This window comes from Natronorubrum halobium (genome assembly GCF_051351675.1).
Taxonomy (GTDB): Archaea; Halobacteriota; Halobacteria; order Halobacteriales; family Natrialbaceae; genus Natronorubrum.
The window spans coordinates 1,318,865-1,342,761 of sequence record NZ_CP195595.1; the positions used below are offsets into that span (position 1 = coordinate 1,318,865).

Below are 23,897 nucleotides of genomic sequence, written 5' to 3' on the forward strand. Positions count from 1 at the left end.
GGACGGTTTTAACGCGGGAGAGCGAACCCGGGAGTAGTCGTGGTCTCTCTCGTCGAAGTGATCGGCATCGCGCTGCTCGCCGGTGCGGCGACCGGTCTCGGCGCGCTGCCGATAGTCGTTACCGAGCGCATCAGCCACCGGTTCTACGACGCCGCGCTCGGCCTCGCCGCCGGCATCATGTTCGGGGCGGCCGTCTTCGCGCTCGTCGTGCCGGGACTCGAGTTCGGCTCGCTGTGGGAGGTCGTCGTCGGCGTACTCCTCGGCGGCGTGTTTTTGCTCGCCGCGAACCGACTCATCCCGCACGTCCACCTGCTGATCGCGGACGAAGGGGATCGCACGTATCCGCCGACAGCACGGGCCGAAACGACGATGGAGGCCGGCGAACTGTCGACGGAGTCCGGGGACGAACGCGACAGCACCGACGACGAAACGGACGATGAAACCGACGAAAACGGTCGTCGAGCGCTGCTCGTCGGCAGCGCGATCACGATCCACAACGTCCCGGAGGGGCTGGCGATCGGCATCGCGTTCGCGGGCGGTCTCGAGGGCGTCGGAATCGCTCTCGCCATCGCCATCGCGATCCAGAACGTCCCCGACGGCTTCGCGATGGCCGTTCCCGCGAGTCGAACCGGCCTCTCGAACGGCGAGACGATCCTGTACACGACGCTCTCCGGGGCGATTCCCGAACCGATCGCGGCGGCGCTCGGGTTCGGCCTCGTCGCCGTCGTCACCGGCCTCTTTCCCGTCGCCGCGGGATTCGCCGCCGGGACGATGATCGCCGTCATCTTCCGGGAGATGATTCCCGCCAGCCACGGCCACGGCTACGCCGACGCCGCCACGCTCACGTTCGTCGTCGGCTTCGTCGTGATGGTGATCGTCGACGTCGGACTCGCCGTCTGAAGGCGTGCGTTCTTCCCGCTCCCTCGCCAATCGACGGTATGGGATTTCACACGTTTCCGGTCGAACGGGCGAGCGCGCTCGATGATCCGTCGCGGTATCGCTTCTGTTCCCGAGAGGAACTCCTCGAGTTACTCGGACCCGACCCGGGCGCTACCGTCGCCGATCTGGGCTCCGGGACGGGGTTCTACGCGACGGACGTCGCCCCGTTCGTCGGAACGCTACACGCGGTCGACGTGCAGTCGGCGATGCACGAACGGTTCCGGGAGCACGGCGTCCCCGCGAACGTCGAACCGGTGACCGCGAACGTCGCCTCGCTTCCGTTCGCCGACGGTGACCTCGACGGTGCGTTCTCGGTGAACACCCACCACGAGTACGCCACCGACGAGGCGCTCGCGGAGATCGCTCGAGTGCTCCGGCCGGGCGGCCGTCTCGTCACGGTCGACTGGTCCGCCGACGGAACCGGAGACGATGGCCCGCCGCTGGACGAACGGTTCGGCTCCGAAGCGGTCGTCGCGCAACTCGAGGAGGCGGGGTTTTCGGTCGACGACGTTCGAGAGCGGCCCGAGACGGTTGCGGTCGTCGCGCGTCGGTGATCCGAGCACCGTCACGGCTCGAACCGCGACGCCCGTAGTAGAACTATGCGCGTCCGTCTCGAATCACGAGTATGGCTCGAGAACCATCGTTCGAGGTGCGAACGAGTGACGGTATCGAAGCGGGGGAAACGCTCCTTCTCGGACTCGCGGATAGCGGGGCGGCGAGCCTCACGGCCCTCGATTACCTCGCGACGGAGCTCGAAGCGACGCAGGTCGGCTACCTCGAGGTCCGAAATCTACCCGTCGTGGCCCCGGTAACGGACGGGACCGTTCGACACCCGATCCGGCTCTACGCCGTCGATGGGACGCCGCTTACGCTCCTCGTGAGCGAGTTGTTCATTCCCGTCGGAGCGGCGGCGGCGTTCGTCGAGGCGGTGTTCGATTGGACGGACGCGGTCGATATCGAGGAGATCGCGGCGATCCACGGAGCGCCGTTTCCGCACGGAGAGGACGAACACCTCGTCTTCTACGCCGGCACCGAATCCTGGCAACGGACGCGAGTCGACGACCGTGCCGACGGCGAGTCGGCGCCGGTCGAGCCGCTTCCGGGCGGGGTGCTCGACGGCGTGAACGCCGAACTCCTCGTCGAGGGATCCGAGGCGTCCCATCCCGCCACCGGCGTATTCGTGACCCCTTCGCATCCGCCGGGACCCGATCTCGACGCCGCACTCCGACTGCTCGGCGGACTCGAAGCGCTCTATCCGGTCGACGTCGACGAGCGGGAACTCCGCCGGCGCTCCGAGGAGGTACACCAGTACTACGAGGCGCTCGCTACCCGGTTAACCGCGTTACAACAGGGTGAAAATTCGCTCGAAGGCAGGGAGTTTCCGGCAGATCGAATGTACATGTAGCGGCTCTCGGTCCCGATTTCAGTTCGGCCGACTCGGGTCGACGCGACCGGAAAGCCAGAATTTGCAGCCCTGAGAGTGCCAGCCGGCAGGTTATGCAAACAGACAAGAGAGGACAAGATGCCACATGACACTCGACGACTCACAGAGCCGACGACGAATACTCAAACTGAGCGGTGCCGCAGCCGTTCCGGCGGTCCTAGCCGGTTGCGGTGGCGGAGGATCTGGCGAAGAGAACGGAGGCGGAAACGGCGGTAATGAGAGCGGAAACGGCGGCGGCGGCGAACCGCTCGAACCCGGCGAAATCGAACTCGGCGGCGAAACGTCAGCCTGGCAGGGCGTCGCGCCGGACCAGATCGCCGACCAGGAGAACCCGACGCTCACCCTGCAGGAGGGCGAGTCCTACGAAATTACGTGGGAGAACCTCGACGGACAAGGTCACAACCTCCAGATTCGAGACGACAGCGACGAAGTCGTCGAGGACTACGAGACGGAAATCATGGAGGAGGAGGGGGAGACCCAGACCCTCGAGGTCGATGAGGTTACCTCCGAGATGACCCAGTACGTCTGCGAACCCCACTCAGGATCGATGGTCGGCGACATCGAAGTACAGTAGTCGAGGCAGCCGATCGTAGCGAGCGTGGCGAGCGGTTTTCTGACGACGGAGTGGCAGTCTCTGCTCTGTGAGACCTCAGTATCTTCTTTAGGGTCCGCCACGCAGCACCCGTATGCACGTCGTCGTCAACGCAGCGATGAGCGCGGACGGCAAACTCTCCTCGCGCCGCCGCGAGCAGCTCGCGATCAGCGGCGAGGAGGATTTCGCTCGCGTCGATCGACTCCGCGCCGACAGCGACGCCGTCGTCGTCGGCGTCGGCACCGTTCTCGCGGACGATCCCAGCCTCACCGTCAAGGACGAGTCGCTGTGTGAACGGCGCCTCGAGCGGGGAGCGTCGGCACAGCCCGCCCGCGTCGTCGTCGACTCGAAGGCGCGAACGCCGACCGATGCCGCCGTCCTCGACGATGCGGCACCGACGTACGTCTGTCTGAGCGAGGCCGCACCCATCGATCAGCGAATGGATCTCGCCGACCACGCGGAGCTCGTGACCGCGGGCGACAACCGGGTCGACCTCCTGCGCGCGTTCGCGACGCTGCAGGAGCAGGGCCTCGAGCGAATTATGGTCGAGGGCGGCGGTGAACTCATCTTCTCGCTGTTCGAGGTCGGCCTGGTCGACGAACTCCAGGTGTTCGTTGCCCCGAAGGTGATCGGCGGCCGCGACGCGCCCACGCTGGCCGACGGCGAGGGATTCGTCGAGGAGTTTCCGCTGCTCAGCCTCGAGAGCGTGGAGCGGCTCGACGACGGCGCCTTGCTCACCTGGGATCTCGACGGCCGCGAGGAGCGCTGACGTCCCGCTCCTCCGATCCGATGACTTAGACGTGTCTTTCAGATTTCGAGTGTTGTTACGTAAATCACTGATCTGATTATCGAATTTACGTTTCTCCAAACTGTTTTTATCGATACCGTTGGCGATCTGTACGGCGGTATCACATGACACGACAGTCCGATTCGAACGCGGACGAACAGCGACCCAGTCGACACAGTGGGGCATCAGGACTCGAGCGGCGAGCGTTTCTCGGAACGCTCGGCGCGACGGCCGGCGCGCTCAGCCTCGGTACGGCGGCGGGTGCAGCGGACGGCGTCCAAGAAGTCACCGACATCCCCGGGTTCAGCTGCGATCAGTCCCAGTTCACGTGCGGCCAGCAGGTGACCGCGGGCGACGGAATGGTCTCGAGCGTCGATCCGATCGCCTCCGGCGTCGCCGCGAACGTCCTGCGAGAGGGTGGCAACGCCGTCGACGCCGCCATCGCGCTCCAGTACGTGCTGACGGTGACCCAGCCCCACGGATCGGGGATCGGCGGCGGCGGATTCATGGTGATCTACGACGCGGACGAAGACGAGGTTTCCGTCGTCAACAGCCGCGAACGGGCGCCCCAGGGTTCGACCCCGGAGATGTTCCTCGACGAGGACGGCGAGCCGATCCCGTTCGAGCAGCGAATCCAACTGGGCCAGGCCGTCGGCGTTCCCGGTACCGTGATGGGCCTCGAGACGGCCCGCGAACTGCACGGCTCGCGGCCGCGACATCGGCTGATCCGGCCCGCGATCACCCTCGCACGCAACGGCTTCGCCGTAGACGCGGTCTTCGCCGAACAGATCGCGGAGAACTGGGAGAAATTCAACGCCACAGCGAGGGAAGCGTACTCCGACGAGTACGGGAATCCGCTCGCGGCGGGCGACACCCACGTCAACACCGATCTGGCCGAGACGTTAGCGCAGATCAAGCGACGCGGTACCGACGCGTTCTACGAGGGGCCGATCGCAGAAGACCTCGCGGCGACGGTCCAGGCGGCCGGCGGTAGCCTGACCGTCGACGATCTCGCGAACTACGACGTCACGCTCGACGAACCGGTTCGCAAGGACTGGTACGACGTCGAGATCGTCGGCCAGCCGCTGCCGAGTTCGGGTCCGAGCGTCGTCGCGTCCATCCTCAAGATGCTCGAGTTCCTCGAGATTAAAGCGTACGACATCCGGTCGCCGGAGAAGTACCACCTCTTCGCCGAGGCGACGAGTCTCGCCTGGGCCGACCGGAACGAGTACATGGGCGATCCCGAGTTCGTGGACGTCCCGATCGAGGGGCTGCTCAGCGACGAGTACCTCGCGGAACGCGCCGCGCAGGTACGCGTCGACGGGACGCTCGCGGACTACGCGGCAGAAGAGTGCGTCGAGCCCGGGGTGCCACCGGGCATCGATGCGTCGCCGGAAGTACCCGGTCCCGACCAGGAGTACGGCTCGACGGTGCACTTCTCCGTCGTCGACGCGGACGGCAACGCCGTCTCCTACACCTCGACCATCGAGCAGTTCATGGGCTCTGGAATGATGGTCCCCGGCCGGGGGTTCATGCTCAACAACGAGCTGACGGACTTCGACGCCGAACCCGGCGGTCCGAACGAGGTCCAGCCGTGGAAGCGACCGCTGAGCAGCATGAGTCCCACCATCGTCCTGCGCGACGGCGTCCCCGAGTTCACCGTCGGTTCGCCGGGCGGCTGGACGATCATCACCTCGGTCGCCCAGACGCTCCTCCATCGCTACGTCTACGGACTCGACCCCCTCGAGTCACTCACCGAACCGACGATCTTCACTACGGAGTGTCCGCCGATCCTGTGGGAGGACGACGTTCCGGCGCACGTCCGCGACGCGACCGAGCAGTTCGGCCAAGTCTGGGCTGACGAACCCGAGGACGACTTCGGTAACGTCCAGGCGATCGCCATCGGTGAAGACGAACTGGTCGGCGCGGCCGATCCGACGCGCGACGGACAGGCCGTCGGCTTCGACCGCGGCGGGAAGCGCGGTGGGAAAGACGATCGCGACGGAAAGCGCGGTCGCGGTGAAAAACGAGGGAAGGAAACGAAGCGCGCTCGAGGCCGAAGCGACGACTGACAACGACTGACTGACGAGCCACGCTCGTCGTGTAGTTTTCGGCCGTCTCCCGATCCGACGTGCGTTCGTCGGGAGCTTACTCGAACTCCGGATCGCGCTTCTCGACGAACGCTTCCATTCCCTCGCGTTGGTCGGGCGTCCCGAAGAGGCTGGCGAACGCGCGCTTCTCGTACTCGAGGCCGGCCGACTGCGACCCCTCGTGGCGCTGGTTGAGCGCCTGCTTGGCCGCGCGCATCGCGACGGCCGGCTTCGCCGCGATCCGCTCGGCTAACTCGTCGACAGTATCCTCGAGGACCTCGTCAGCCACGACTTCGCCGAAGATGCCCGCCTCGGCGGCCGACTGAGCGTCGAGGCGCTCCCCGAGGAAGATCATCCGCCGCGCGGTCTCGTCGCCGACGAGTTCCGGCAGCCGCTGGGTGGCACCCCAGCCGGGAATGATGCCGAGATCGATCTCCGTGTTGCCGATCACAGCCGACTCGCTCGCGACGCGCAGGTCGCAGGCGATGGCCATCTCGCAGCCGCCGCCGAACGCGTAGCCGTTGACCGCCGCGATCGTCGGCGCGGGGAACGCCTCGAGCGCGTCGGCGACGTCGTGGCCGAGTTCGCCCCACTCCTGTCCCTCGGCGGTCGAGAGGTCCTTCATGTACTCGATATCCGCGCCGGCGATGAACGCGTCGTCGCCGGCGCCCGTGAGGACGAGCGCGCGGGCGTCTTCGTCGGCGGCCTCCGTGATCGCCTCGCCCATCGCCTCGAGCGTCTCCACGTTCAGTGCGTTGAGCGCCTCCGGACGGTCGACGGTTAGCGTTGCGACGTTTCCATCCCAATCGAGTCGGACGGTGTCCCAGGACATATCCCGGCGTTCATCGGCCCCCGTGAAATCCCTTGGCACCGCGGCAGCGAACGCAGGCGGGACCGAACGGCCGCGAGTCGACCGTCGGTACCCGTCACACCTTTCCTCGAGCGACGCCTACGGGCAGCTATGGAACGAGCGACCTTTGGCGGCGGCTGTTTCTGGTGTATCGAGGCTGCGATGGAGCAACTCGAGGGCGTCGAGTCGGTCACCTCCGGCTACGCCGGCGGGGACACCGAGGATCCCACCTACCGCGAGGTCTGTTCCGGGCAGACCGGGCACGCGGAGGTCGTCCAACTCGAGTACGACCCCGACCGGATCGCCTACGAGGACCTGCTCGAGGTGTTCTTCACGGTCCACGATCCGACCCAGTTGAACCGGCAGGGGCCGGACGTCGGCAGCCAGTACCGGTCGGCCATCTACGCCCACGGCGACGAGCAACTCGAGACCGCCGAGGCGTTCGCCGAGGAACTCGAGAACGAAGGGCTCTACGACGGCATCGTCACCGAAATCGAGCCGCTCGAGACGTTCTACGAGGCCGAGGAGAAACACCAGAACTACTTCGAGAAGAACCCCAACGACGCCTACTGTACGATGCACGCGGCGCCGAAAGTCGAGAAAGTCCGCGAGAAGTTCACCGACAGCGTCGAGAGCGAACAGCCGTCTCCCTGAGACTCGAATCGAGCAGGTTTCGATCGTACAGTTTTCAGCCTGGACCAGGACGATACGCGGACAAGTGTGTGGGGAGTCTCGTGTTGTTACTCCCATCCTCCTCTAGCGCTTATATTCGAGACGCCGCGTGATAGCGCATGGAAACCTCGTTTCGAGAGTGGTTGCGGTGCCCCGCCTGTGAGCACGACACCGAGCCGAGTGTTCTGGCCTTCCGGTCGGCGATCGTCCTCGAGTGCTACGACTGCGGGCTCGTCGCCGAGTTCGAAATGGGCGACGACGTCCCGTTTCAGGATCTCGATCGAGACGCGGCCGGGAGCGACTAACGGAGCCGCGCCGACGGCCCCGAACCGAAAACGACCACGAACCAGGCGGATACGCATATAATAATTGGGTGAACACCCAGTATATTTCGCAAAAGTAGATGTTTGCGCATAAATTCGGGCCTGTAGCAGATATTAGACGTATAATAACCTTTATTGTTGGACGTGTAGTAACTGTAGTCGAGGTGATGTCGATACGGTATCACTGAACAACGAACGAACCCCGACGCTACCCATTGTGGATCTGTGACACTCTGCCCCTGTGTGGTTCGGCAAAACCGACACAATGGAATACGTCAGCCCCAGATCATCATGCCACGATCCTCGGCTTTTGCTTTTCGACGCGTCCAGACGGTCCCTATCGGCGGATACTCGTGTTTTCAGCCGTAAACAGCCCGTGTAGCAGGAAGCACCAGTTCTCGAGTTACAACGCAGTAGTGGCGAGACGGCTACCGCGTTCGTCGTCGCGGACCAGTCCGTCTACTGACCTGCGTTCACTCGAAGGCTGCAGGTTGAATAGCGATTCTGTACTTGCTATACGTGGCACATGTCTGTTGGAAAACTCGGCCCACAAGATGTCGTCACGGCGAATCGAGACGACGAACTGAGCGAACTCACGCGGACCCTCGAGGAGGAAAACGTCGGTGCGGTCGTCGTCACGGACGACGACGAACCCGTCGGGATGATCACCGACCGTGACGCCGCGCTCGCGATCCACGACCACGATGACGTCACGTCGGCGTCGGTCGAGGAGGTCATGACGTCGGACCCGGCGACTATTCACGAGGACGACGACCCGATCGCGGTCTCGGAAGCGATCGAAGAGCACAACGTCCGCCGGTTCCCGATCGTCGACGACGACGGCGAACTGACCGGCATCGCGACGTTGGACGATCTGGTGGCGACGATCGGCGAGGAACTCGACAACGTCGCCGATACGATCGAGGCGCAGTCACCCGATTACAGCCCGTAGATCCGTGGAATCCGCTGCAGCGAGCGACTCCTCGAGTACAGCCGGCGGACGCAACGTGCGGGTCTCGTTTTCGCCGCGGTCCGACGCGGTCGACTCCGTCGTAGCTCGGGGTGAAAGATACCTCCGTTCGGGGCCCGTTGGGCCAATATGAACAGCCAACCGGATGTACTCGTCGTGGGCGGCGGCGCGACCGGGACGGGAATCGCGAGGGACCTCGCACTGCGGGGAGTAGACGTGACGCTCGTCGAGCGCGACGGGCTCTCGGCCGGCGCATCGGGGCGGTCCCACGGCCTGCTCCACAGCGGCGCCCGCTACGCCGAGAGCGACGCCGAGGGCGCCCACGAGTGTCTCGAGGAGAACCGAATCCTCGGGGAGATCGCCGGCGAGTGCGTTAGAGAGACGCGCGGACTGTTCGTCCAGGTGTCCGCGGACGACCCGGCGTACTTCGAGGAGAAACGTACGGCCTGCGAGGAGCTCGGGATCCCGGTCGAGGTCGTCGACGGCGAGACCGCTCGAGACGCGGTCCCCGGCCTCGCGGACGAAGTCGAGCGCGCAATGTGGGTTCCGGACGGCGTCGTCGTCCCGTCGCGGCTGGTCGCAGCGAACGCTGCGGACGCGCGAGACAACGGCGCGCAGATCCTGCCCCACGCACCGGTCACGTCGATGACCGTCGACGACGGCCGGATCACGGCGGTCTCGCTCGGCGGCGACGTCGAGGACGCTATCGAACCGACGTACGTCGTGAACGCGACCGGCGCCCACGCCGGGCAGATCGCCGCCATGACGGGAGTCTCCGTCGAGATGCGGCCGACTCGAGGGGTTATGATCTCGGTCGGCTACGACGGCCTCGAGCCGGTGCTCAACCGCTGTCGGGACCCCGCGGACGGCGATATCATCGTTCCCCACGACGACGAGGCGGTCCTCGGAACCACGAGCGTACGGGTCGACGATCCCGACGCGTACGAGACGGCCGACTGGGAGGTCGAGAAGACGGTTTCGGAGTGTGCGACGGTACTGCCGGCCGTCGCCGACGCCGAGCACGTCCGAACCTGGTGGGGCGTTCGGCCGCTGTACGAGGCGGAGGAAGCGGCTCGAGGCGGACGCGGGATCTCCCGGGGCTTTCACGTGCTCGACCACGCCGCCGGGAGCGGCGAGCGATCCGACGAACCGCGACACGCATCGGAGCCTCGCTCCGATGCGGTCGAGAACTTCGTCAGTATCGTCGGCGGGAAGCTGACGACCTATCGGGCGATGGCCGAGGCGACCGCCGATCTCGTCTGTGACCGCCTCGGTGTGGACCGCGAGTGTACCACGGCGGACGCCGAGTTACCGGGTGCGTCGGATCCGGCGATCCTCGACGAGTTCGTCCGCGAGTTCGACGGGCAGGGGCCGACGGACGCCGATCTCGTCGGTGGCGACCGGCCGACGTGAGCGGCCGTCGTACCGGTGTTCTCGAGCGGACGCCTCGTCGACTCAAACACGTTCGCTGAGGCGTCTGGTAACCGTTCGGAGCGAGTGCGTTACGTCTGCGGGGTGGGGCAATCCGAGCCGATATCGGATCCGGTCCTGCCGTTTGAACGGCTCGAATACGACGGGGTCCTCGAGGTCCCAGATCGCTGCACGCCGCCCCTGGACCCCGTGTCGATCACGGATCGCGTTCGCCGCCCGACGACCGGCCTCGTTGGCCGACTCCATCGAGGCCAGATCGGCGTTCGTCCGCACGTAATCGCTCGCGAGCGTGAGGTTCTCGACCGCGACGTCGGCCGGCGGTCGGTTTCGCAGCGAGCCGACGGTGTTGATCAACAGCGGCGATCGGTTCTCGAGCCCCGTCTCCGTTTCGACGAGCGCCGGATCGAGGAACCTGCCGAGGAGCATCTCGTCCCGCAGCAGTTCGTCCGGGCCGTTCAGGTGGGTTTTCAGTTGCGCCCAGATCTCCGTGGCGACCTGCTCGCGGGTACACCGTCTGGCCGGCTTATCGTAGAGGATTCCCGGCGTCTCCCAGTCGGACGCGATCACCGAGAGGACGCCCGCGACCTCCTCCGGCCCGCGTTCGTCGAGATCGTACGCGTCCCAGAACTGTCGCTGAGAGATCGACGTCAGCGCCCACGAGGAATCGGCGTAGACCTGGTGGCCGCGCGTCAGTTCGACGTCCTCGGAGAGAAAGAACTGGATGCCGTTCATCCAGGCCGTCTGAAGTCGCTCGATCCGGTCCAGTTCGGGTGCGGCGCGGGCGAGTTCCGGCGTCACGAACTCGGAGGCGACCTCGACCGGGACCGCGAGAACGAACTCGTCGGCCGTGATCGTCTCCCCGCCGGCCACCGCGGCCCCGGTAACGCGTCGGCCGTCGAACTCGAGCCGCGTCGCCGGAGTGTTCGGCCTGAAATCGACGCCGAGCGACTCGAGATATCGAACCCAGGGATCGATCCACGCCTCGCTCGTCGGGGCGTTCAGGATGCGTTCGGTCGGTCGAGTCGGATCCAGTTGCCCGAAGAGCAGTTGGAGGTAGATCGTCCCGATCGTCCGGGCGCTGCCGACCTCCGGTCGGAGCGCGACGAGCGACTGAGTGGCGAACGCGAGCCGATCGCGAAGTTCCGGGGAGCGATTCTCGGCGTCGATGAACGCCCACCACGAGACGTCGTCGAGTTCCTCCTCGCGTCGCCGGTCACAGGCCGTCAGCAAGTACAGCAGTCGCTCGAGCAGGAAGCGAACGTCGTCGGCGGGCAGGTCCTCGGCGAACGCCGGTCGGAGCGCCTCGAGCCAGCCGCGCACCGAGTCGGGCGTGCGCGTTTCGGCGATCTGATTCGGGCCACCGACGCTCGCGATGAGCGTCGCGTCGGTCTCGACGAGGTTGTCCACGACGGTCCCGTCACCGTCGGGAATTCGCTCCATCGTGTCGACGACGTGGCGGTAGAACGCCGGAACGAAGCGGAACCCGTGTTCGCCGTGCAGCGACCCCGGATCGTCGGAGAGTGGTATCGACCGGGCCTTCCCGCCGAACCGGTCGTTCACCTCGAAGACGGTGACGTCGAATCCGCGCTCTGCGAGTTCGTGTGCTGCGGTGAGGCCGCCGATTCCGCCGCCGAGTACTGCGACGCCAGTCATTGCTAGAGCGGAGGACCGCCAACGAAGTAACCCGTCTCCCTAACGAGCACGGTATCGGTTTCGAATACTAATCCGTGGGTATCAATGCCAAGCGTTATTCCGCCAGCGACCCTGAATGACGTAATGAACGTGCTGTCACTCGGGCCCCTGCAACTCGGCGATCCGATGCTGACCGCGGGAGTCGTCGTGCTCCTGCTCGTCGTCATCACCGTCTGGCAGATGGTCGAGATCGTCGACGCCTACAACAGAGGGGCACTGACCGTCTTCGGGGAGTATCGCAAACTGCTCGAGCCGGGGCTGAACATCGTTCCGCCGTTCGTCTCGCGGGTCCACACCTTCGACATGCGGACCCAGACGATCGACGTCCCGAGCCAGGAAGCGATCACGCGGGACAACTCGCCCGTCACGGCCGACGCCGTCATCTACATCAGGGTCATGGACGCCAAACGCGCGTTCCTCGAGGTCGAGAACTACGAGCGGGCGGTCTCGAACCTCGCCCAGACGACGCTGCGCGCCGTCATCGGCGACATGGAACTCGACGACACGCTCAGCCGTCGGGAGATGATCAACGAGCGGATCCGCACCGAACTCGACGAACCCACCGACGAGTGGGGGATCCGCGTCGAGAGCGTCGAGGTCCGCGAGGTGACGCCGTCCCAGGGCGTCAAGGGCGCGATGGAGGAACAGACCTCCGCCGAGCGGCGACGCCGAGCGATGATCCTCGAGGCACAGGGTGAACGCCGCAGCGCCGTCGAGCGAGCGGAAGGGAACAAACAGAGCGAGATCATCCGCGCTCAGGGTGAAAAGCAGAGCCAGATCCTGGAAGCTCAGGGTGATTCGATCTCGACGGTCCTGCGCGCCAAATCCGCCGAATCGATGGGCGAACGCGCGATCATCGACAAAGGGATGGAGACGCTCGAGCAGATCGGCGGGAGCGAGTCGACGACGTTCGTCCTGCCCCAGGAGCTCACCTCAATGGTCGGCCGCTACGGCAAACACCTCTCCGGCAGCGACGTCAGGGTCGACGGACAGGAACTCGAGAGTCTCGAGTTCGACGAGGAGACGCGCGAACTGATCGGCCTCGACGACATCGCCGAAATCATCGGCGAGATCGAACAGACCGAGATGGACGTCGAAGCGATGGAACAGGAGGCCCAGGCGATCAAGGAAGGCGAGGACATGGGCGGAGAGACGGAAGCGGCGGCGGAGGCGACGGATATCGAACCCGACGTCGATCTCGGTGACGAGTCCGGATCGGATCGATAGTCTCGCAGCGGATCGAGCGTACCGTCGATTCCGGGACGGACGAGGCTCCAGAACGAGTCGTCGAGCGGTCAGTCAGCGCAGCGTCTCAGAACTTCTCCGTCGCGTTCGACCAGATGCCGAGCGATTGCTTGTCCGATCGGTCGATATCGACGCGAAACTCTCGATCCTCGTCGAGACGGATCCCGATTCGGTCGAAGTTCGCCACGTAGCGCGATTTGTGATGGCGTCCCTGTCGGACACCGACCGTTTCGCTGACGAGGTCGGCCTCGGTCAGTCGATCGAGTTTTCGATAGGTCGTCGAGAGCGGCAACTCGGTCTGATCCGCGATTTCGGGAACGGTCTTCGGCGCCTCGAGAAGAGAGATAATCTCCCGACAGTCGGCGTCGTCCAGCACGTCGATGATGCGCTCGAGAGTGGGCGTGTCGCCGGACGACGAGAACTCGAGTGGCATAACTGCGACCACGTTAGGAGCGAAGCCTAAAGACACGTTTGGTCGGTACTGCCGGTCCCGTCTCGCCGACCGATACGTCGCTCGATGTGACTAGCTACATATACGGCGGGCCCGACGGCCTCCGTATGAGCGACGATCAGCCGTCCGAGTCGGCGGTCGAAAACACGCCCGGACAGGGGCGCACCCCCGAAGCCGAGCGGATCGAGCCCTCGGCTCCCGAGGAGTTCGGCCTCGTACAGGTCTGGTGGGGCGACGGAAAGGGGAAGACGACGGCCACGCTCGGGATGGGGATGCGCGCCGCGGGCCACGGCTACCGCGTGCACATGCTCCAGTTCATGAAAGGCGGCGCCTCGAGCGTCGAGGCCGTCCGCGGCGAGTACAACGCCATGGCGGCCCTCCCCGGAATCAGCTACGAGAACCTCGGCCACTACGGCTGGCACGGGATGGCCGACGGCAGCGACGAGGCCGACCACGAGGCTCAGGCCCAAGCCGGGCTCGAGCGCGCCCACGAGTTACTCGAGGCGGCCGACGCGACGGATCTCGGCGCACCGATCGACCTCGGTGCACCCCCGGAGGACGGGGTGCACATGCTGATTCTCGACGAAGTGCTCTACGCCGCGGATCGCGGACTGCTCGGCGAGGACGATATCTACGGGCTGATCGACGCGAAACCGGCCGATCTCGAACTCGTGCTCTCGGGCAGCCACGCCGAACCGGCCTACCTCGAGGACCGAGTCGACCTGATTACCAACGTTCGGAAGGTGAAACACCCGATCGACGACGGCCAGCGAGCGCGACGCGGCACGGAATTCTGACGCTCGAGCGTCAGTACGCCATCGCCGACCCGACGTCATCGAGTCCCTCCCTGTCGCACGGGTGCTTCCACGGCGTGGGACCGTCACCCGTTCTATATACGGTCACTCGTCGAATCGGTAGCTATGGATCTACTGGTTCCGATGGACGGTCCGAACCGGCTCGAGCGGCACTCGAACACGCTCTCACGACGTTTCCCGACGCGAACATCACCGTACTGCACGTCGTCGATCCGTCGATGGCGATGTACGGCGGCGACACGGCGTACAACGTGGAACGGGCCCTCGAGCTCGAGGAGGAGAAAGCCGAGGCGCTGTTCGAGTCCGCACGGGGGACCGCCGACGAACACGGCGTGACGATCACGACCGAAACCGCCAGCGGTCCGGCCGCCCGAAGCATCGTCGAGTTCGCCGACGAACACGACGTCGACGGGATCATCATCGGAAGCCACGGACGGTCCGGCGTGTCGCGCGTCCTGCTGGGGAGCGTCGCCGAGCGCGTCGTTCGTCGCGCGACGCCCCCGGTGACGGTCGTTAACTGACGAGCGACTATTCGGCGATCGATCCGCTTGTAACTACCCGAAGGGCGATGATCTACCTCGTGCTCCACGACATCTTCCCCGAAGCGCTCGAGCACGGCGCGGATCTCCGAGGTGCGGTCGCCGGGAACTGGCCGGCGGAATTATCCTCGGCGTCGCGATCATGCTCCCCGTCATGCTCCTGACGGAGTAGCGAGGTCGAAAGTGCGACACGGGACGGGGAATCGACGCTGATCGAATGTCCGAACAGTCACCGCCAGCACAATTATTAGTGGGTGCTGCGAACGGTCAGGCAGCCGATGGGAGTAATACAGGTCGACGGGCTGGTAAAATCGTACGGGGATGTCAACGCAGTAGACGGACTGTCGTTCACCGTCGACCGGGGCGAGCTGTACGGCTTTCTCGGCCCGAACGGTGCCGGGAAGACGACCACGATCGGCGTCCTGACCGGCCAGCTCCGACCGGACGCGGGAACGGTTCGGGTCCTCGAGACCGACCCGACGGCGGAGCCGATCGAAACGCGAGATCGGGTCGGTATCCTGCCCGAGCAGGGATCACCGCCGAGCTTTCTGACGCCGCGGGAGTTCCTCGACTTCGTCGGGGACGTTCGCGGGCTCGATCCCGACCGAGTCGCGACGCAGACCGACGTCTGGGCCGAGCGGCTCGGCTACGAGAGCAAACTCGACACGCTCCACACGGACCTCTCGCGGGGTCAACAGCAGAAGGTGATGATCACGCAGGCGTTCGTCCACGAGCCCGACGTGGTCTTCATCGACGAACCGCTGGCGAACCTCGATCCGCTGGTCCAGGAGCAAGTAAAGCGGTTTCTCGTCTCCTACGCCGCCGGCGACAACGCCGTCTTCGTCTCGACGCACAACATCGACGTCGCAGAGGAGATCTGTACGCGGGTCGGCATCGTCGCCGACGGAGGGATCGTGACGGAACGGTCCCTCGACGGGAGCGGCGGCGACGGCGCTGATGGAGACGGTGACGAATCACTGCTCGAAATTTTCCTTGAGCGCGTCGAGGGGGCTGACGTGCGCGATGCGCCGTCGCTCGACCGACTCGGAGCGGAACCGAACGCATGACTGCAGCGTCTCCCGAACGAACGACGGCTCTGCGAGGCGGATCGACGACGTGGCGACTGTTCGCGCTCCTCTTCCGCGAGGAGTGGCGGCTGCACACGCGACTGTTCGGCGGCTGGCGCTTCGCGCTCTTCCCGGTCGTCATCGCCGCGCTGACCGTCGGTGCGACGGTCGCCCTTCTCGAGACCGGCACCGCCGAGGGAACGATCGTGACGGGGCTGCACGTCCTCGCACTCGGCTTCGGACTCTACAGCGGGACGGCCGGTTTCGCGGGGTCAGACATGCTCGAGAACGTCTTCGGTCGGCTCTCGCTCGTCCTCTCGACGTCGACGACGCTGCCGCTGTCCCGGCGACGGCTGCTTGGCATCTTCCTCGTCAAAGACGCGCTGTTCTACGCGGTCGCGTTCGTGCTCCCGATGGCGCTCGCCAACGCGGTTCTGGTCGGAGAGTTGAACGCTGTGCCGGTCGCCGTCGGCACGCTGTGGCTCTCGCTGTCGCTCGCGTTCGCGGCCGGAATGGCGCTGACCGTCGCGATGATCTCGATTCGGACGCGCGGCGTCCCGACGTGGGTGATCGCCGGGACGATCGCGGCCGCCGCGGGTGGATCGTGGCTGACGGGAACCGCTCGAGACGGCTGGACCGTATTCGTCCCGATCGAGGGATCCCTCGCCGGCGCGCTCGGACTGGCCGCCGGGACCGTCCTCGTCGGCGTGGGATCGCTCGCGCTGTACGACCCGACCTACGGGCGACCATCGCGGACGGCCGGCGATCGATTCGCACGGCTCAGCGACGCACTGCCGGGCGGGACGGACAACGGCAGTGCGCTCGTCTCGAAGACGCTACTCGATCTGGCGCGCTCGTCGGGCGGCGTCGCGAAGCCGTTCGTCTCGGCGGGGATCCTGTTCGCGCTCGTGGCCGCCCTCGTCGGCGTCGTCGACTCGATCACCGGCATCGCGCCCGCGCCGGGGATCTTCTTCGGCGGCGTGCTCGGACTGACCGCCTTTACCACGTACAACTGGTTGACCCAGTTCGACTCGCTCGAGGACTACCTCACCTACCCCGTCTCGATCGCCGAGGTCTTCCGGGCGAAGCGGATCGCGTTCGTCCTCGTCGGCGCGCCGACGGTCGCGGTGCCGTACCTGACAGCGGTGGTCTGGTTCGAGGCGACGCTTCTCGACGCCGCCGTCGGCGCGATACTGCTCGCGGGCTACGCGCTGTACTACTACGGCCTGACCGTCTACATCGCCGGCTTCGATCCCAACGAGTTCCTCTTCGACGCCGTTCGGTTTTCGACGTTCACCGTCGGCGTCGGCGTTGCGCTCGTTCCGACGCTGGTCGCCGGGTTCGTCGTCGTGCCGCCGTCGGGTACCGTTGCGCTCGCGCTCGGGGTTGCGGGGATCGGGTTCGGTGTGGTCGGGGTGGTGCTCTCGAGTCGTGCCGGGCCGCGCTGGGAGGAGCGGTATCGGGTGAGTGACTGAGACAATAGGGTAGAGAAGTCGCACACTGTAAAGAGCGAAAAAAGAGACACACCACTCTTTCATGTGAAGCGTCGCAGTAGATCGGCTACGGACGGTGATCGTGCGGTATCGCTCAGCATCCGCTCCGCCGAGGATTCCCCCCTCCCCCCACCGTTTCCAGTTAATCGGTGAACGTACGTCTGGATACTCGGTAGCGATAGCTTCGATAGAGAATGGTCGCTACCGAGTATCCAGACGTTTCAGGTACTGATAGCAGTGAATGCTCCGCTAATTGGATGGGCTCGATCGGTGTTTCGATTCCGCCTTTTACTGGAAATAGTGGTGTCTACCGTTCACTCAAGCACCTCTCTACAGCTACATATCAATCTAATAGTAGAAATGAGGGGGTGGGATCTCGGTAAACGACTAGATTACTCTCCTGAGTCTGCCGAGCGGAAAGCTCTCGAACAAAATCTCTTCTGAATGAAACGAACTAGGATCGGATAGCTGCCTACTGTAGCATACGGATGAGACGGAAGAGCAGTCGTTAAAACGACCTAATTGGTATAGAGGGTTTCCGAAGTGGATCTCAGAAAGGTGCAGAAAATATTATTTCCTCAATGATAAGGTTTAAGTTTAATGCCTATATTCCCATCGGAGACATATGAGCTGGTCTTTAGAGTCCTCCGACTACCTTTGCAGCCGTTCGTTCCTTTTACTGGAAACAGTGGGGAGGGGGTGTCGTGCTCAGAGAACTATTCAAACGGAGTAGATAGACACATTACTAGAAACACTGGGGCCTATTACCGATAGTGGAATTGATGCCCCGGGGAGGTTATACTGGAAATAGCGGAAACAGAGGTCGGAACAATTATCGGACTGTGTCGTGCAAGTGAACGTATCATGAGCCCCAGGTTCCAGCCGGACGATAAGTTATATAAACAACGGAATACGCTCAAAGTGGAATACGTACCGGACAATATCGTTGGTCGTGATAATGAAATTGAGGAGTACGAAGCCGCCCTCCAGCCCGTTATCAATGGCGAATATCCCGATAATATATTCATTTACGGCAAAACGGGAGTCGGAAAGACTGCCGTGACGAATTTTCTTCTCAACGAACTCGAGGAGTCCGCAGAGCATTTCGACGTCGATATCTCAGTCATCACGGTGAATTGCGACGGGCTCAGTACGAGCTATCAGGCCGCAATCAGTCTGGTGAATAAACTTCGGAGCCCGGAGAACCACATCGCCGAGACCGGACACCCGCAGTCCAAAGTGTACCGTCTGCTCTGGGATGAACTTAATACCCTCTCTGGAACAGTGATCGTCGTTCTTGACGAAATTGATCACCTCACAGACGATACGTTTCTCTACCAGATCACACGAGCGGACAATAACGGATATATCGACAACATTCAACTGGGACTGATCGGTATCAGCAACGATTCTACGTTTCGAGAACAACTCGACGCAAAAGTACAGTCGTCGCTCTGTGAGACCGAGATTTCGTTCCCGCCGTACGGCGCAGACGAACTCCAGAAGGTACTGGAACAACGGGCCAAAATAGCGTTCCATCCGGAGGCACTAGACGAGGGTGTAATTCCGTTATGTGCCGCTCTCGGCCGTCAAGACGGAGGCGACGCGCGGCGGGCGATTACTCTTCTCCGGAAGGCCGGTGATCTCGCTCGAACGGAAAACGCAGAGACGGTCACGACCAATCACGTCGAGCGTGCACAGGAGAAACTCGAGGCCCAACAGAGCATGGATATAATGCGTAATCTCACCGAGCACGAACAACTCACATTATACGCTCTCACGACACTCGCTGCAGAAGAGGCGACACCGGCCCGCTCACGCGTCGTCTACCAGCGTTACAAGAAGCTGTGTGAGTTCCGGGGTCGGGACCCACGCACGGCCCGGCGAATGCGAAGTTTCCTCTCCGATTTCGAGATTCTTAACCTGACCGTCTCCCGAAAAGAGCACCTCGGTCAGGACGGTGGAACGTATCGCGAGCACGAACTTACCCGGGATATCGCTACCGTCGTCGATGCGCTTCAGACACCCATCAGCGAGTTCGGTGCCCATCAAAGCATCATCGAGTACCTCCCCGACTCCGGTGAAGAGTTCTCCACACTGAAAGACTAGTCAATCGATTACCGGTCGTAAACGAGTTAGATCACCAATACAGCGTGTTCGGTCGATTCGTTCGCTCCGAATCACGATCCCAGTTTGATAACTACGTCCTGAAAACACCATTCACCTGCAAGGCACACCCAGACCGGCCAATCCGTTGATCGGTCTCGCATGAAAGTCGTCTACAAACCCGGTAACGCCTACGAGGAGATCAACTGCTTCGACTTCCGCGAGTACGAACACGGCGTCGTCCTCCACGACGAGGAGGGGTACAACATCGGCTACGTGCCCCACGAAATTCTGAGCCACATCGAACCGCACGAGGGTGAGGTGGTCGAGTTCGAAGGCGGCCGGCCGCCGGAACCCGGCTACGACGACGAATAGCGACGCGACCGGATCCAACTACGTCGAATAACGGTAAACTGAACTCGAGCCCTCCCACAACGAACCGATAGGACGATACCGCCGGCCGCGCGAGTAGTCCCAACGCGGATGACACGAACCCTTCTCGTCGCGGGGACCGCCAGCCACGTCGGCAAGTCGACGGTTGCCGCCGGACTCTGCCGACTGCTCGCCGATCGGGGCGTCTCGGTCGCCCCGTTCAAGGGACAGAACATGAGTAACAACGCTCGCGTCGTCGTGCGGGCCGACGGCGCTGGCGATTACGGCGAACGTGACGACGACGGACCCGCCAGCAATGCGGGAGACGACACCACCGGGGTGGACGCCGACGATGGGCCGGACGCCGACGAGGAGTCGAACGCCGAACAGTGGGGTGAGATCGGCGTCTCCCAGTTCGTCCAGGCTCGAGCGGCACGCACGACGCCGACGACGGACTGTAACCCGGTGCTGCTCAAACCCCGCGGCGACGGAGAGAGCCAACTCGTTCTCCAGGGGGAGGCCCACGAGCACGTCCCTGCCGGTACCTACTACGAGGAGTACTGGGAGGAGGCCCGCGCCGCGGCCGAAGACTCCTTCCGGCGACTCGCGGCCGATCACGACGTCGTCGTGGCGGAAGGCGCGGGGAGCATCGGCGAGATCAACCTCCACGACCGGGACCTCGCGAACGTCGAGACGGCCGCGTTCGCCGACGCTGACGTCCTCCTGCTGGTCGATATCGAACGCGGCGGGGCCTTCGCAAGCCTCTACGGCACCGTCGAACTGCTCCCCGACTCGTTACGCGAGCGCGTCGTGGGCGCGGCCATCACCAAATTCCGGGGCGATCCGACGCTGCTCGAGCCCGGAATCGAGGAGATCGAGTCGAAGACCGGCGTGCCGATTCTGGGGGTCCTCCCCTACGACGACCCCGGACTGCCCGAGGAAGACAGCGTCGGCCTCCCGGCGACGAGCGAACGCGGCGTGCTGGGCGACGACGACGGCGTGCCTGCAGACCGACGGGTGCGAATCGCCGTCCCCCGACTTCCCAGAATCTCGAACGCGACGGACCTCGAGGCCCTGGCAGCCGAGCCGGGCGTCTCGGTCGTGTTCGTGCCGGTCGAAAGCGAGTCGGCCGGTGACGGGAGCACGGCCACCGAGGCGCTCGAGGACGTCGACGCGGACGCCGTCGTGCTGCCGGGCACGAAGAACACGGTGGACGACCTCCTGGCACTCCATCAGGCCGGCTTTGGCGACGCACTCGAGCGCTTCGACGGCCCGATCGTGGGCGTCTGTGGCGGCTACCAGCTTTTGGGCGAACGGATCACGAACGCCTCGCTCGAGGGAACGGGCGGGGCGGACGTGGTCGACGGACTCGGCCTGTTGCCGGTCGAGACAGCGTTCGAGGGCAGCAAACGGCTCGAGCAGACGTCGGTTCCCATCGACGAGACGGCGACGCCGTTGCTCGCGGGTGCCGAGGGAGCGGCGTCGGGGTACGAGATCCACGCGGGTCGAACGCGGGCGCTCGAGGACGTCGCTCGACCGCTCGGCGAGTCGAGTGCGGCCCGCGGGCGGGTGCTGGGGACGTACCTCCACGGGCTGTTCGACAACGAATCCGTTCGGTCGGCGTTTCTCGCACACGTCGCCGACGAGGCCGGGATCGAGTGGCCGCCGCTGGATAGCGAATCGACAGCAGCCAGTGAGGGGGCAACGGTCGGCACGTCGCCCTACGACCGCGCCGCGACGCTGGTCCGCGACAATCTCGATCTCGAGGCGCTCGGGGAACCGTTCGGTGAGTCGCTCGAGTCGAGCTAGACCGACTTGTTGCGGTACGTTCCGAGCAGTTCCTCGAGAATGATACACTCCTGATCGGTCGACTCGTAGTGGGTGTCGATGAAGCGCTCTGCAGCCTCGTAGTCGCCGCGGAGACCGTGTTTGCGAACGTTGATGACGGCGTCGAGGAAGAAGGTGCCGCCGTCCGTGCCCAGAACCGCCGCGTGATCGTGCTCGCTGATATCGAGTTCGGATTTGATCTCGTCGAAGTTGAACGTCTCCACCTCGTGATCGGCGTTGATCAGCGTCAGTACGTACTCCGCGGAGAAGCGATAGAACTCGGATTTGCTCTCGAACATACCGTCGTCGACCAGTTCGTCGATCGCCTCGACGACCTCGTCGGGGTATCTGACGGTATCTTTCGCCATATCGACACAGTGCTCACTCCTGAAACATTACTGTTTCGAAGAACTGTAGCGTTTGATACAGGACCGCGCGAGTGGGACGGGCCGACGGTCACTCGAGGCTCGTATCGAATCTCGAAACGGAACGAACGTTAAAGCGAACGGGACGGATCCACCCACACAGATAGGTGTAATCGACGTGTCCCTCGGCCTCTTCGTCAGTTCCCTCCCCTGGTGGTTGGCAGCGCCGCTGCTCCAGATCGCGGTGCTTGTCGTCGGGATGGCGCTCGACGAGACCTACGTCAACCGAACGACGATCCTGACCGGTGCCATCGCCACGCACATGCACATCTTCGTCGCCGGCGACGTCGGGCTCCTGGTCGCGCTGTACGCCGATATCGGCCTCGCGATCGGGGGTTACGGACTGTACACCTACGTGATCGACGGCTACGTCGGGAACTGGTTTCGGCTGCTCGCGTACTTCGTGTACTCGCCGCTGGCGGTCTTTCTCGTCATTCTGACGGCCGGGCCGACGGTGTTCGGAATCGAGCCGCTGGTCGTCCCTGCACTCGTACTCGCGGGATACGCCAACCTCCAGCTACGGGCGTACCTCAGCCCCAGAGAGCCATACTACTTCGGTCCCGACTCACAGGCTGCGTTCGAGGCGATCCTCGAGACCGAAGCCGCGACTGGGGCACCGGCCGACGCACCGACGGGCGAGCCAAACGAACCCAGCGGATCGGGCGCCGAGTCGGCCACGACGGGTACTGAAGGGAGATCAGCGGCCGCATCGACGGACGATGGAACGACTGCCGGGTCCAGGACTGGGACGGGTGCCACGGAACCCAACGGTCCAGACGCGGCTCCGTTCGACGAACCCGACGCCGGCGACGGCACCGAGTTCGACCACCCCGGTGCCGAACCGGCGGCCGCCGCCGACTCGAGCGAGCGAGGGATTCTCCCGGAGTTCATGCGCCGGCTCTAAGTATCCGATCCGAACAGTGAGCCAACGAATTGCATACAGAGCGACCCACTGCAGAGACGGCCGGCTATTCCGTACCCATCTGCGCGAATTATTGTCACACGTGGCCGTACAGATGCGCTGATCGCCACAGTGGCGGTCTCATCGCGACGATTCAGCTGGTAGCAACTACCTGCAAATTTATTATTTATCGGGCACAACTAGCACGCGCAATGGCAGATGAATCCGAAATCCGCGACCAGATGATCGACGCGTTCGAAGGTGCCGATTATCCAATCTCGAGTCCGATGGACCTCGTCCCAGCACTTCCGAACGGCCCCGGGACGAAGTTCGAATCCGGCGACTTCTCGATGACTGCAATGGAACTGAACACGAAGACCTCGGGCGGCGACTTCCCCTACGACGACCCCGAGTCCTTCGTCGACGACATCATCGAGGACCTCAAAGAACAGGGCGAGATCTAACTCGCACGCTTGTAGCCGAAACCGCAGTACCCGGACTAACACTTCCGCACGGGAGACGGACTGGTCCCCAGATGTCCGGTCCCGATTCCGTCGACGCTCACAGGCCAGTAGCCGTTGGGCTACCGACGAAGGCCAGTCGACCAGTCGGCCGATAGGGGAACCGGTGAACCGACACAGTGGCGACAGCGCAGCGTGTGAGTCCTCGGGAGACGGAATCCACGGACGGTATCGTCGACAGACATGGTCCGCACAGTGTAAACCGTGTAGACCGTGTACACCGTGTCACTGAGGCACCACCCCGGTCACCACCCCAGAGATCAAGCACCCGGATCGAGATCCGTGCGTAACTGCAGCGTATTCGACACCGCCCTCGATCCCGGACAGAACGTCTGGAACCCGGTC

At 64.1% G+C, this 23,897-nt stretch carries 23 protein-coding genes and 1 pseudogene; 20 read left to right on the forward strand and 4 right to left on the reverse strand.

The window, feature by feature from the left end:
- Positions 1 to 39 precede the first annotated feature (39 nt).
- From ACSFC7_RS06470 to ggt, 6 genes are all read left to right on the forward strand, one after another.
- Positions 40 to 900 carry a ZIP family metal transporter gene (locus ACSFC7_RS06470; RefSeq protein ID WP_436346911.1) on the forward strand — a complete coding sequence of 287 codons (861 nt, stop codon included), beginning with the start codon at positions 40 to 42 and terminating at the stop codon, positions 898 to 900.
- 38 nt (positions 901 to 938) lie between these two features.
- Positions 939 to 1,493, forward strand: a complete 555-nt coding sequence (locus ACSFC7_RS06475) for a class I SAM-dependent methyltransferase (protein WP_436346912.1) — start codon at positions 939 to 941, stop codon at positions 1,491 to 1,493.
- Positions 1,494 to 1,564: 71 nt separating this feature from the next.
- Positions 1,565 to 2,344, forward strand: coding sequence for a proteasome assembly chaperone family protein (locus ACSFC7_RS06480; RefSeq protein WP_436346913.1), 780 nt, complete (start codon positions 1,565 to 1,567; stop codon positions 2,342 to 2,344).
- 124 nt (positions 2,345 to 2,468) lie between these two features.
- A complete protein-coding gene (locus tag ACSFC7_RS06485) occupies positions 2,469 to 2,957 on the forward strand; it encodes a plastocyanin/azurin family copper-binding protein (protein ID WP_436346914.1) in 489 nt (162 codons plus the stop codon).
- A gap of 112 nt (positions 2,958 to 3,069) precedes the next feature.
- On the forward strand, positions 3,070 to 3,744 hold the full coding sequence (locus tag ACSFC7_RS06490; RefSeq protein ID WP_436346915.1) for a 2,5-diamino-6-(ribosylamino)-4(3H)-pyrimidinone 5'-phosphate reductase: 675 nt from the start codon (positions 3,070 to 3,072) through the stop codon (positions 3,742 to 3,744).
- 143 nt (positions 3,745 to 3,887) lie between these two features.
- Complete coding sequence (gene ggt / locus ACSFC7_RS06495; RefSeq protein ID WP_436346916.1) at positions 3,888 to 5,834, forward strand: gamma-glutamyltransferase; 1,947 nt, start codon at positions 3,888 to 3,890, stop codon at positions 5,832 to 5,834.
- A gap of 76 nt (positions 5,835 to 5,910) precedes the next feature.
- On the opposite strand, the gene ACSFC7_RS06500 is transcribed toward ggt, so the two are convergent.
- Positions 5,911 to 6,684 (reverse strand): enoyl-CoA hydratase/isomerase family protein, encoded by a 774-nt coding sequence (locus ACSFC7_RS06500; RefSeq protein WP_436346917.1) that lies wholly within the window; start codon positions 6,682 to 6,684, stop codon positions 5,911 to 5,913.
- A 129-nt stretch (positions 6,685 to 6,813) separates the two neighbouring features.
- On the opposite strand from ACSFC7_RS06500, the gene msrA reads away from it, so the two are divergent.
- From msrA to ACSFC7_RS06520, 4 genes are all read left to right on the forward strand, one after another.
- Positions 6,814 to 7,356, forward strand: a complete 543-nt coding sequence (msrA, locus tag ACSFC7_RS06505; protein ID WP_436346918.1) for a peptide-methionine (S)-S-oxide reductase MsrA — start codon at positions 6,814 to 6,816, stop codon at positions 7,354 to 7,356.
- A gap of 137 nt (positions 7,357 to 7,493) precedes the next feature.
- Positions 7,494 to 7,679, forward strand: coding sequence for a hypothetical protein (locus ACSFC7_RS06510; RefSeq protein WP_436346919.1), 186 nt, complete (start codon positions 7,494 to 7,496; stop codon positions 7,677 to 7,679).
- A 544-nt stretch (positions 7,680 to 8,223) separates the two neighbouring features.
- A complete protein-coding gene (locus ACSFC7_RS06515) occupies positions 8,224 to 8,649 on the forward strand; it encodes a CBS domain-containing protein (protein ID WP_436346920.1) in 426 nt (141 codons plus the stop codon).
- A 147-nt stretch (positions 8,650 to 8,796) separates the two neighbouring features.
- On the forward strand, positions 8,797 to 10,080 hold the full coding sequence (locus ACSFC7_RS06520; RefSeq protein ID WP_436346921.1) for an FAD-dependent oxidoreductase: 1,284 nt from the start codon (positions 8,797 to 8,799) through the stop codon (positions 10,078 to 10,080).
- Between the two features lie 42 nt (positions 10,081 to 10,122).
- Here ACSFC7_RS06520 and ACSFC7_RS06525 read toward each other — a convergent pair whose 3' ends face one another.
- Positions 10,123 to 11,751, reverse strand: coding sequence for a hydroxysqualene dehydroxylase (locus ACSFC7_RS06525; protein WP_436346922.1), 1,629 nt, complete (start codon positions 11,749 to 11,751; stop codon positions 10,123 to 10,125).
- Between the two features lie 123 nt (positions 11,752 to 11,874).
- Between ACSFC7_RS06525 and ACSFC7_RS06530 the strand changes: the two genes are divergently transcribed.
- Positions 11,875 to 13,017 carry an SPFH domain-containing protein gene (locus tag ACSFC7_RS06530; RefSeq protein WP_436346923.1) on the forward strand — a complete coding sequence of 381 codons (1,143 nt, stop codon included), beginning with the start codon at positions 11,875 to 11,877 and terminating at the stop codon, positions 13,015 to 13,017.
- A gap of 85 nt (positions 13,018 to 13,102) precedes the next feature.
- Here ACSFC7_RS06530 and ACSFC7_RS06535 read toward each other — a convergent pair whose 3' ends face one another.
- Positions 13,103 to 13,468 carry a helix-turn-helix domain-containing protein gene (locus ACSFC7_RS06535; protein ID WP_436346924.1) on the reverse strand — a complete coding sequence of 122 codons (366 nt, stop codon included), beginning with the start codon at positions 13,466 to 13,468 and terminating at the stop codon, positions 13,103 to 13,105.
- Positions 13,469 to 13,593: 125 nt separating this feature from the next.
- On the opposite strand from ACSFC7_RS06535, the gene ACSFC7_RS06540 reads away from it, so the two are divergent.
- The 7 genes and pseudogenes from ACSFC7_RS06540 to ACSFC7_RS06570 all read left to right on the forward strand — a co-directional run bounded on the left by ACSFC7_RS06540 (position 13,594) and on the right by ACSFC7_RS06570 (position 21,687).
- Positions 13,594 to 14,283 carry a cob(I)yrinic acid a,c-diamide adenosyltransferase gene (locus tag ACSFC7_RS06540; protein WP_436346925.1) on the forward strand — a complete coding sequence of 230 codons (690 nt, stop codon included), beginning with the start codon at positions 13,594 to 13,596 and terminating at the stop codon, positions 14,281 to 14,283.
- 123 nt (positions 14,284 to 14,406) lie between these two features.
- A pseudogene (locus ACSFC7_RS06545) lies at positions 14,407 to 14,822 on the forward strand (universal stress protein).
- Between the two features lie 296 nt (positions 14,823 to 15,118).
- Positions 15,119 to 15,907 (forward strand): ABC transporter ATP-binding protein, encoded by a 789-nt coding sequence (locus tag ACSFC7_RS06550; protein WP_436346926.1) that lies wholly within the window; start codon positions 15,119 to 15,121, stop codon positions 15,905 to 15,907.
- Positions 15,904 to 17,382, forward strand: a complete 1,479-nt coding sequence (locus tag ACSFC7_RS06555) for a hypothetical protein (RefSeq protein ID WP_436346927.1) — start codon at positions 15,904 to 15,906, stop codon at positions 17,380 to 17,382. The genes ACSFC7_RS06550 and ACSFC7_RS06555 overlap by 4 nt, the downstream gene beginning before the upstream one ends.
- Before the next feature lie 882 nt (positions 17,383 to 18,264).
- Entirely contained in the window at positions 18,265 to 19,509 is a 1,245-nt protein-coding gene (locus ACSFC7_RS06560) for an orc1/cdc6 family replication initiation protein (RefSeq protein WP_436346928.1), read from the forward strand.
- 159 nt (positions 19,510 to 19,668) lie between these two features.
- Positions 19,669 to 19,881: a hypothetical protein gene (locus ACSFC7_RS06565; RefSeq protein WP_436346929.1), complete on the forward strand. Its 213-nt coding sequence runs from the start codon at positions 19,669 to 19,671 to the stop codon at positions 19,879 to 19,881.
- Between the two features lie 108 nt (positions 19,882 to 19,989).
- The gene (locus ACSFC7_RS06570; protein WP_436346930.1) at positions 19,990 to 21,687 is read left to right on the forward strand and encodes a cobyric acid synthase; all 1,698 of its coding nucleotides are present in this window, start codon (positions 19,990 to 19,992) and stop codon (positions 21,685 to 21,687) included.
- Here ACSFC7_RS06570 and ACSFC7_RS06575 read toward each other — a convergent pair.
- Positions 21,684 to 22,073, reverse strand: a complete 390-nt coding sequence (locus ACSFC7_RS06575; protein WP_436346931.1) for a CopG family transcriptional regulator — start codon at positions 22,071 to 22,073, stop codon at positions 21,684 to 21,686. The genes ACSFC7_RS06570 and ACSFC7_RS06575 overlap by 4 nt on opposite strands.
- A gap of 175 nt (positions 22,074 to 22,248) precedes the next feature.
- On the opposite strand from ACSFC7_RS06575, the gene ACSFC7_RS06580 reads away from it, so the two are divergent.
- Both ACSFC7_RS06580 and ACSFC7_RS06585 read left to right on the forward strand, forming a co-directional pair.
- A complete protein-coding gene (locus ACSFC7_RS06580; protein ID WP_436346932.1) occupies positions 22,249 to 23,034 on the forward strand; it encodes a hypothetical protein in 786 nt (261 codons plus the stop codon).
- A 209-nt stretch (positions 23,035 to 23,243) separates the two neighbouring features.
- Positions 23,244 to 23,495: an MTH865 family protein gene (locus ACSFC7_RS06585; RefSeq protein ID WP_090311698.1), complete on the forward strand. Its 252-nt coding sequence runs from the start codon at positions 23,244 to 23,246 to the stop codon at positions 23,493 to 23,495.
- Positions 23,496 to 23,897: the final 402 nt, after the last annotated feature.

Bases quoted from the DNA above. Each gene is read 5' to 3' on its own strand.
- ACSFC7_RS06570 (WP_436346930.1), top strand. From the start codon at position 19,990: ATGACACGAACCCTTCTCGTCGCGGGGACCGCCAGCCACGTCGGCAAG.
- ACSFC7_RS06485 (WP_436346914.1), top strand. From the start codon at position 2,469: ATGACACTCGACGACTCACAGAGCCGACGACGAATACTCAAACTGAGC.
- ACSFC7_RS06510 (WP_436346919.1), top strand. From the start codon at position 7,494: ATGGAAACCTCGTTTCGAGAGTGGTTGCGGTGCCCCGCCTGTGAGCAC.
- msrA (WP_436346918.1), top strand. From the start codon at position 6,814: ATGGAACGAGCGACCTTTGGCGGCGGCTGTTTCTGGTGTATCGAGGCT.
- ACSFC7_RS06540 (WP_436346925.1), top strand. From the start codon at position 13,594: ATGAGCGACGATCAGCCGTCCGAGTCGGCGGTCGAAAACACGCCCGGA.
- ACSFC7_RS06490 (WP_436346915.1), top strand. From the start codon at position 3,070: ATGCACGTCGTCGTCAACGCAGCGATGAGCGCGGACGGCAAACTCTCC.
- ACSFC7_RS06565 (WP_436346929.1), top strand. From the start codon at position 19,669: ATGAAAGTCGTCTACAAACCCGGTAACGCCTACGAGGAGATCAACTGC.
- ACSFC7_RS06585 (WP_090311698.1), top strand. From the start codon at position 23,244: ATGGCAGATGAATCCGAAATCCGCGACCAGATGATCGACGCGTTCGAA.
- ACSFC7_RS06560 (WP_436346928.1), top strand. From the start codon at position 18,265: ATGAGCCCCAGGTTCCAGCCGGACGATAAGTTATATAAACAACGGAAT.
- ACSFC7_RS06500 (WP_436346917.1), bottom strand. From the start codon at position 6,684: ATGTCCTGGGACACCGTCCGACTCGATTGGGATGGAAACGTCGCAACG.
- ACSFC7_RS06575 (WP_436346931.1), bottom strand. From the start codon at position 22,073: ATGGCGAAAGATACCGTCAGATACCCCGACGAGGTCGTCGAGGCGATC.
- ggt (WP_436346916.1), top strand. From the start codon at position 3,888: ATGACACGACAGTCCGATTCGAACGCGGACGAACAGCGACCCAGTCGA.
- ACSFC7_RS06550 (WP_436346926.1), top strand. From the start codon at position 15,119: ATGGGAGTAATACAGGTCGACGGGCTGGTAAAATCGTACGGGGATGTC.
- ACSFC7_RS06520 (WP_436346921.1), top strand. From the start codon at position 8,797: ATGAACAGCCAACCGGATGTACTCGTCGTGGGCGGCGGCGCGACCGGG.
- ACSFC7_RS06555 (WP_436346927.1), top strand. From the start codon at position 15,904: ATGACTGCAGCGTCTCCCGAACGAACGACGGCTCTGCGAGGCGGATCG.
- ACSFC7_RS06475 (WP_436346912.1), top strand. From the start codon at position 939: ATGGGATTTCACACGTTTCCGGTCGAACGGGCGAGCGCGCTCGATGAT.
- ACSFC7_RS06480 (WP_436346913.1), top strand. From the start codon at position 1,565: ATGGCTCGAGAACCATCGTTCGAGGTGCGAACGAGTGACGGTATCGAA.
- ACSFC7_RS06530 (WP_436346923.1), top strand. From the start codon at position 11,875: ATGAACGTGCTGTCACTCGGGCCCCTGCAACTCGGCGATCCGATGCTG.
- ACSFC7_RS06535 (WP_436346924.1), bottom strand. From the start codon at position 13,468: ATGCCACTCGAGTTCTCGTCGTCCGGCGACACGCCCACTCTCGAGCGC.
- ACSFC7_RS06525 (WP_436346922.1), bottom strand. From the start codon at position 11,751: ATGACTGGCGTCGCAGTACTCGGCGGCGGAATCGGCGGCCTCACCGCA.
- ACSFC7_RS06515 (WP_436346920.1), top strand. From the start codon at position 8,224: ATGTCTGTTGGAAAACTCGGCCCACAAGATGTCGTCACGGCGAATCGA.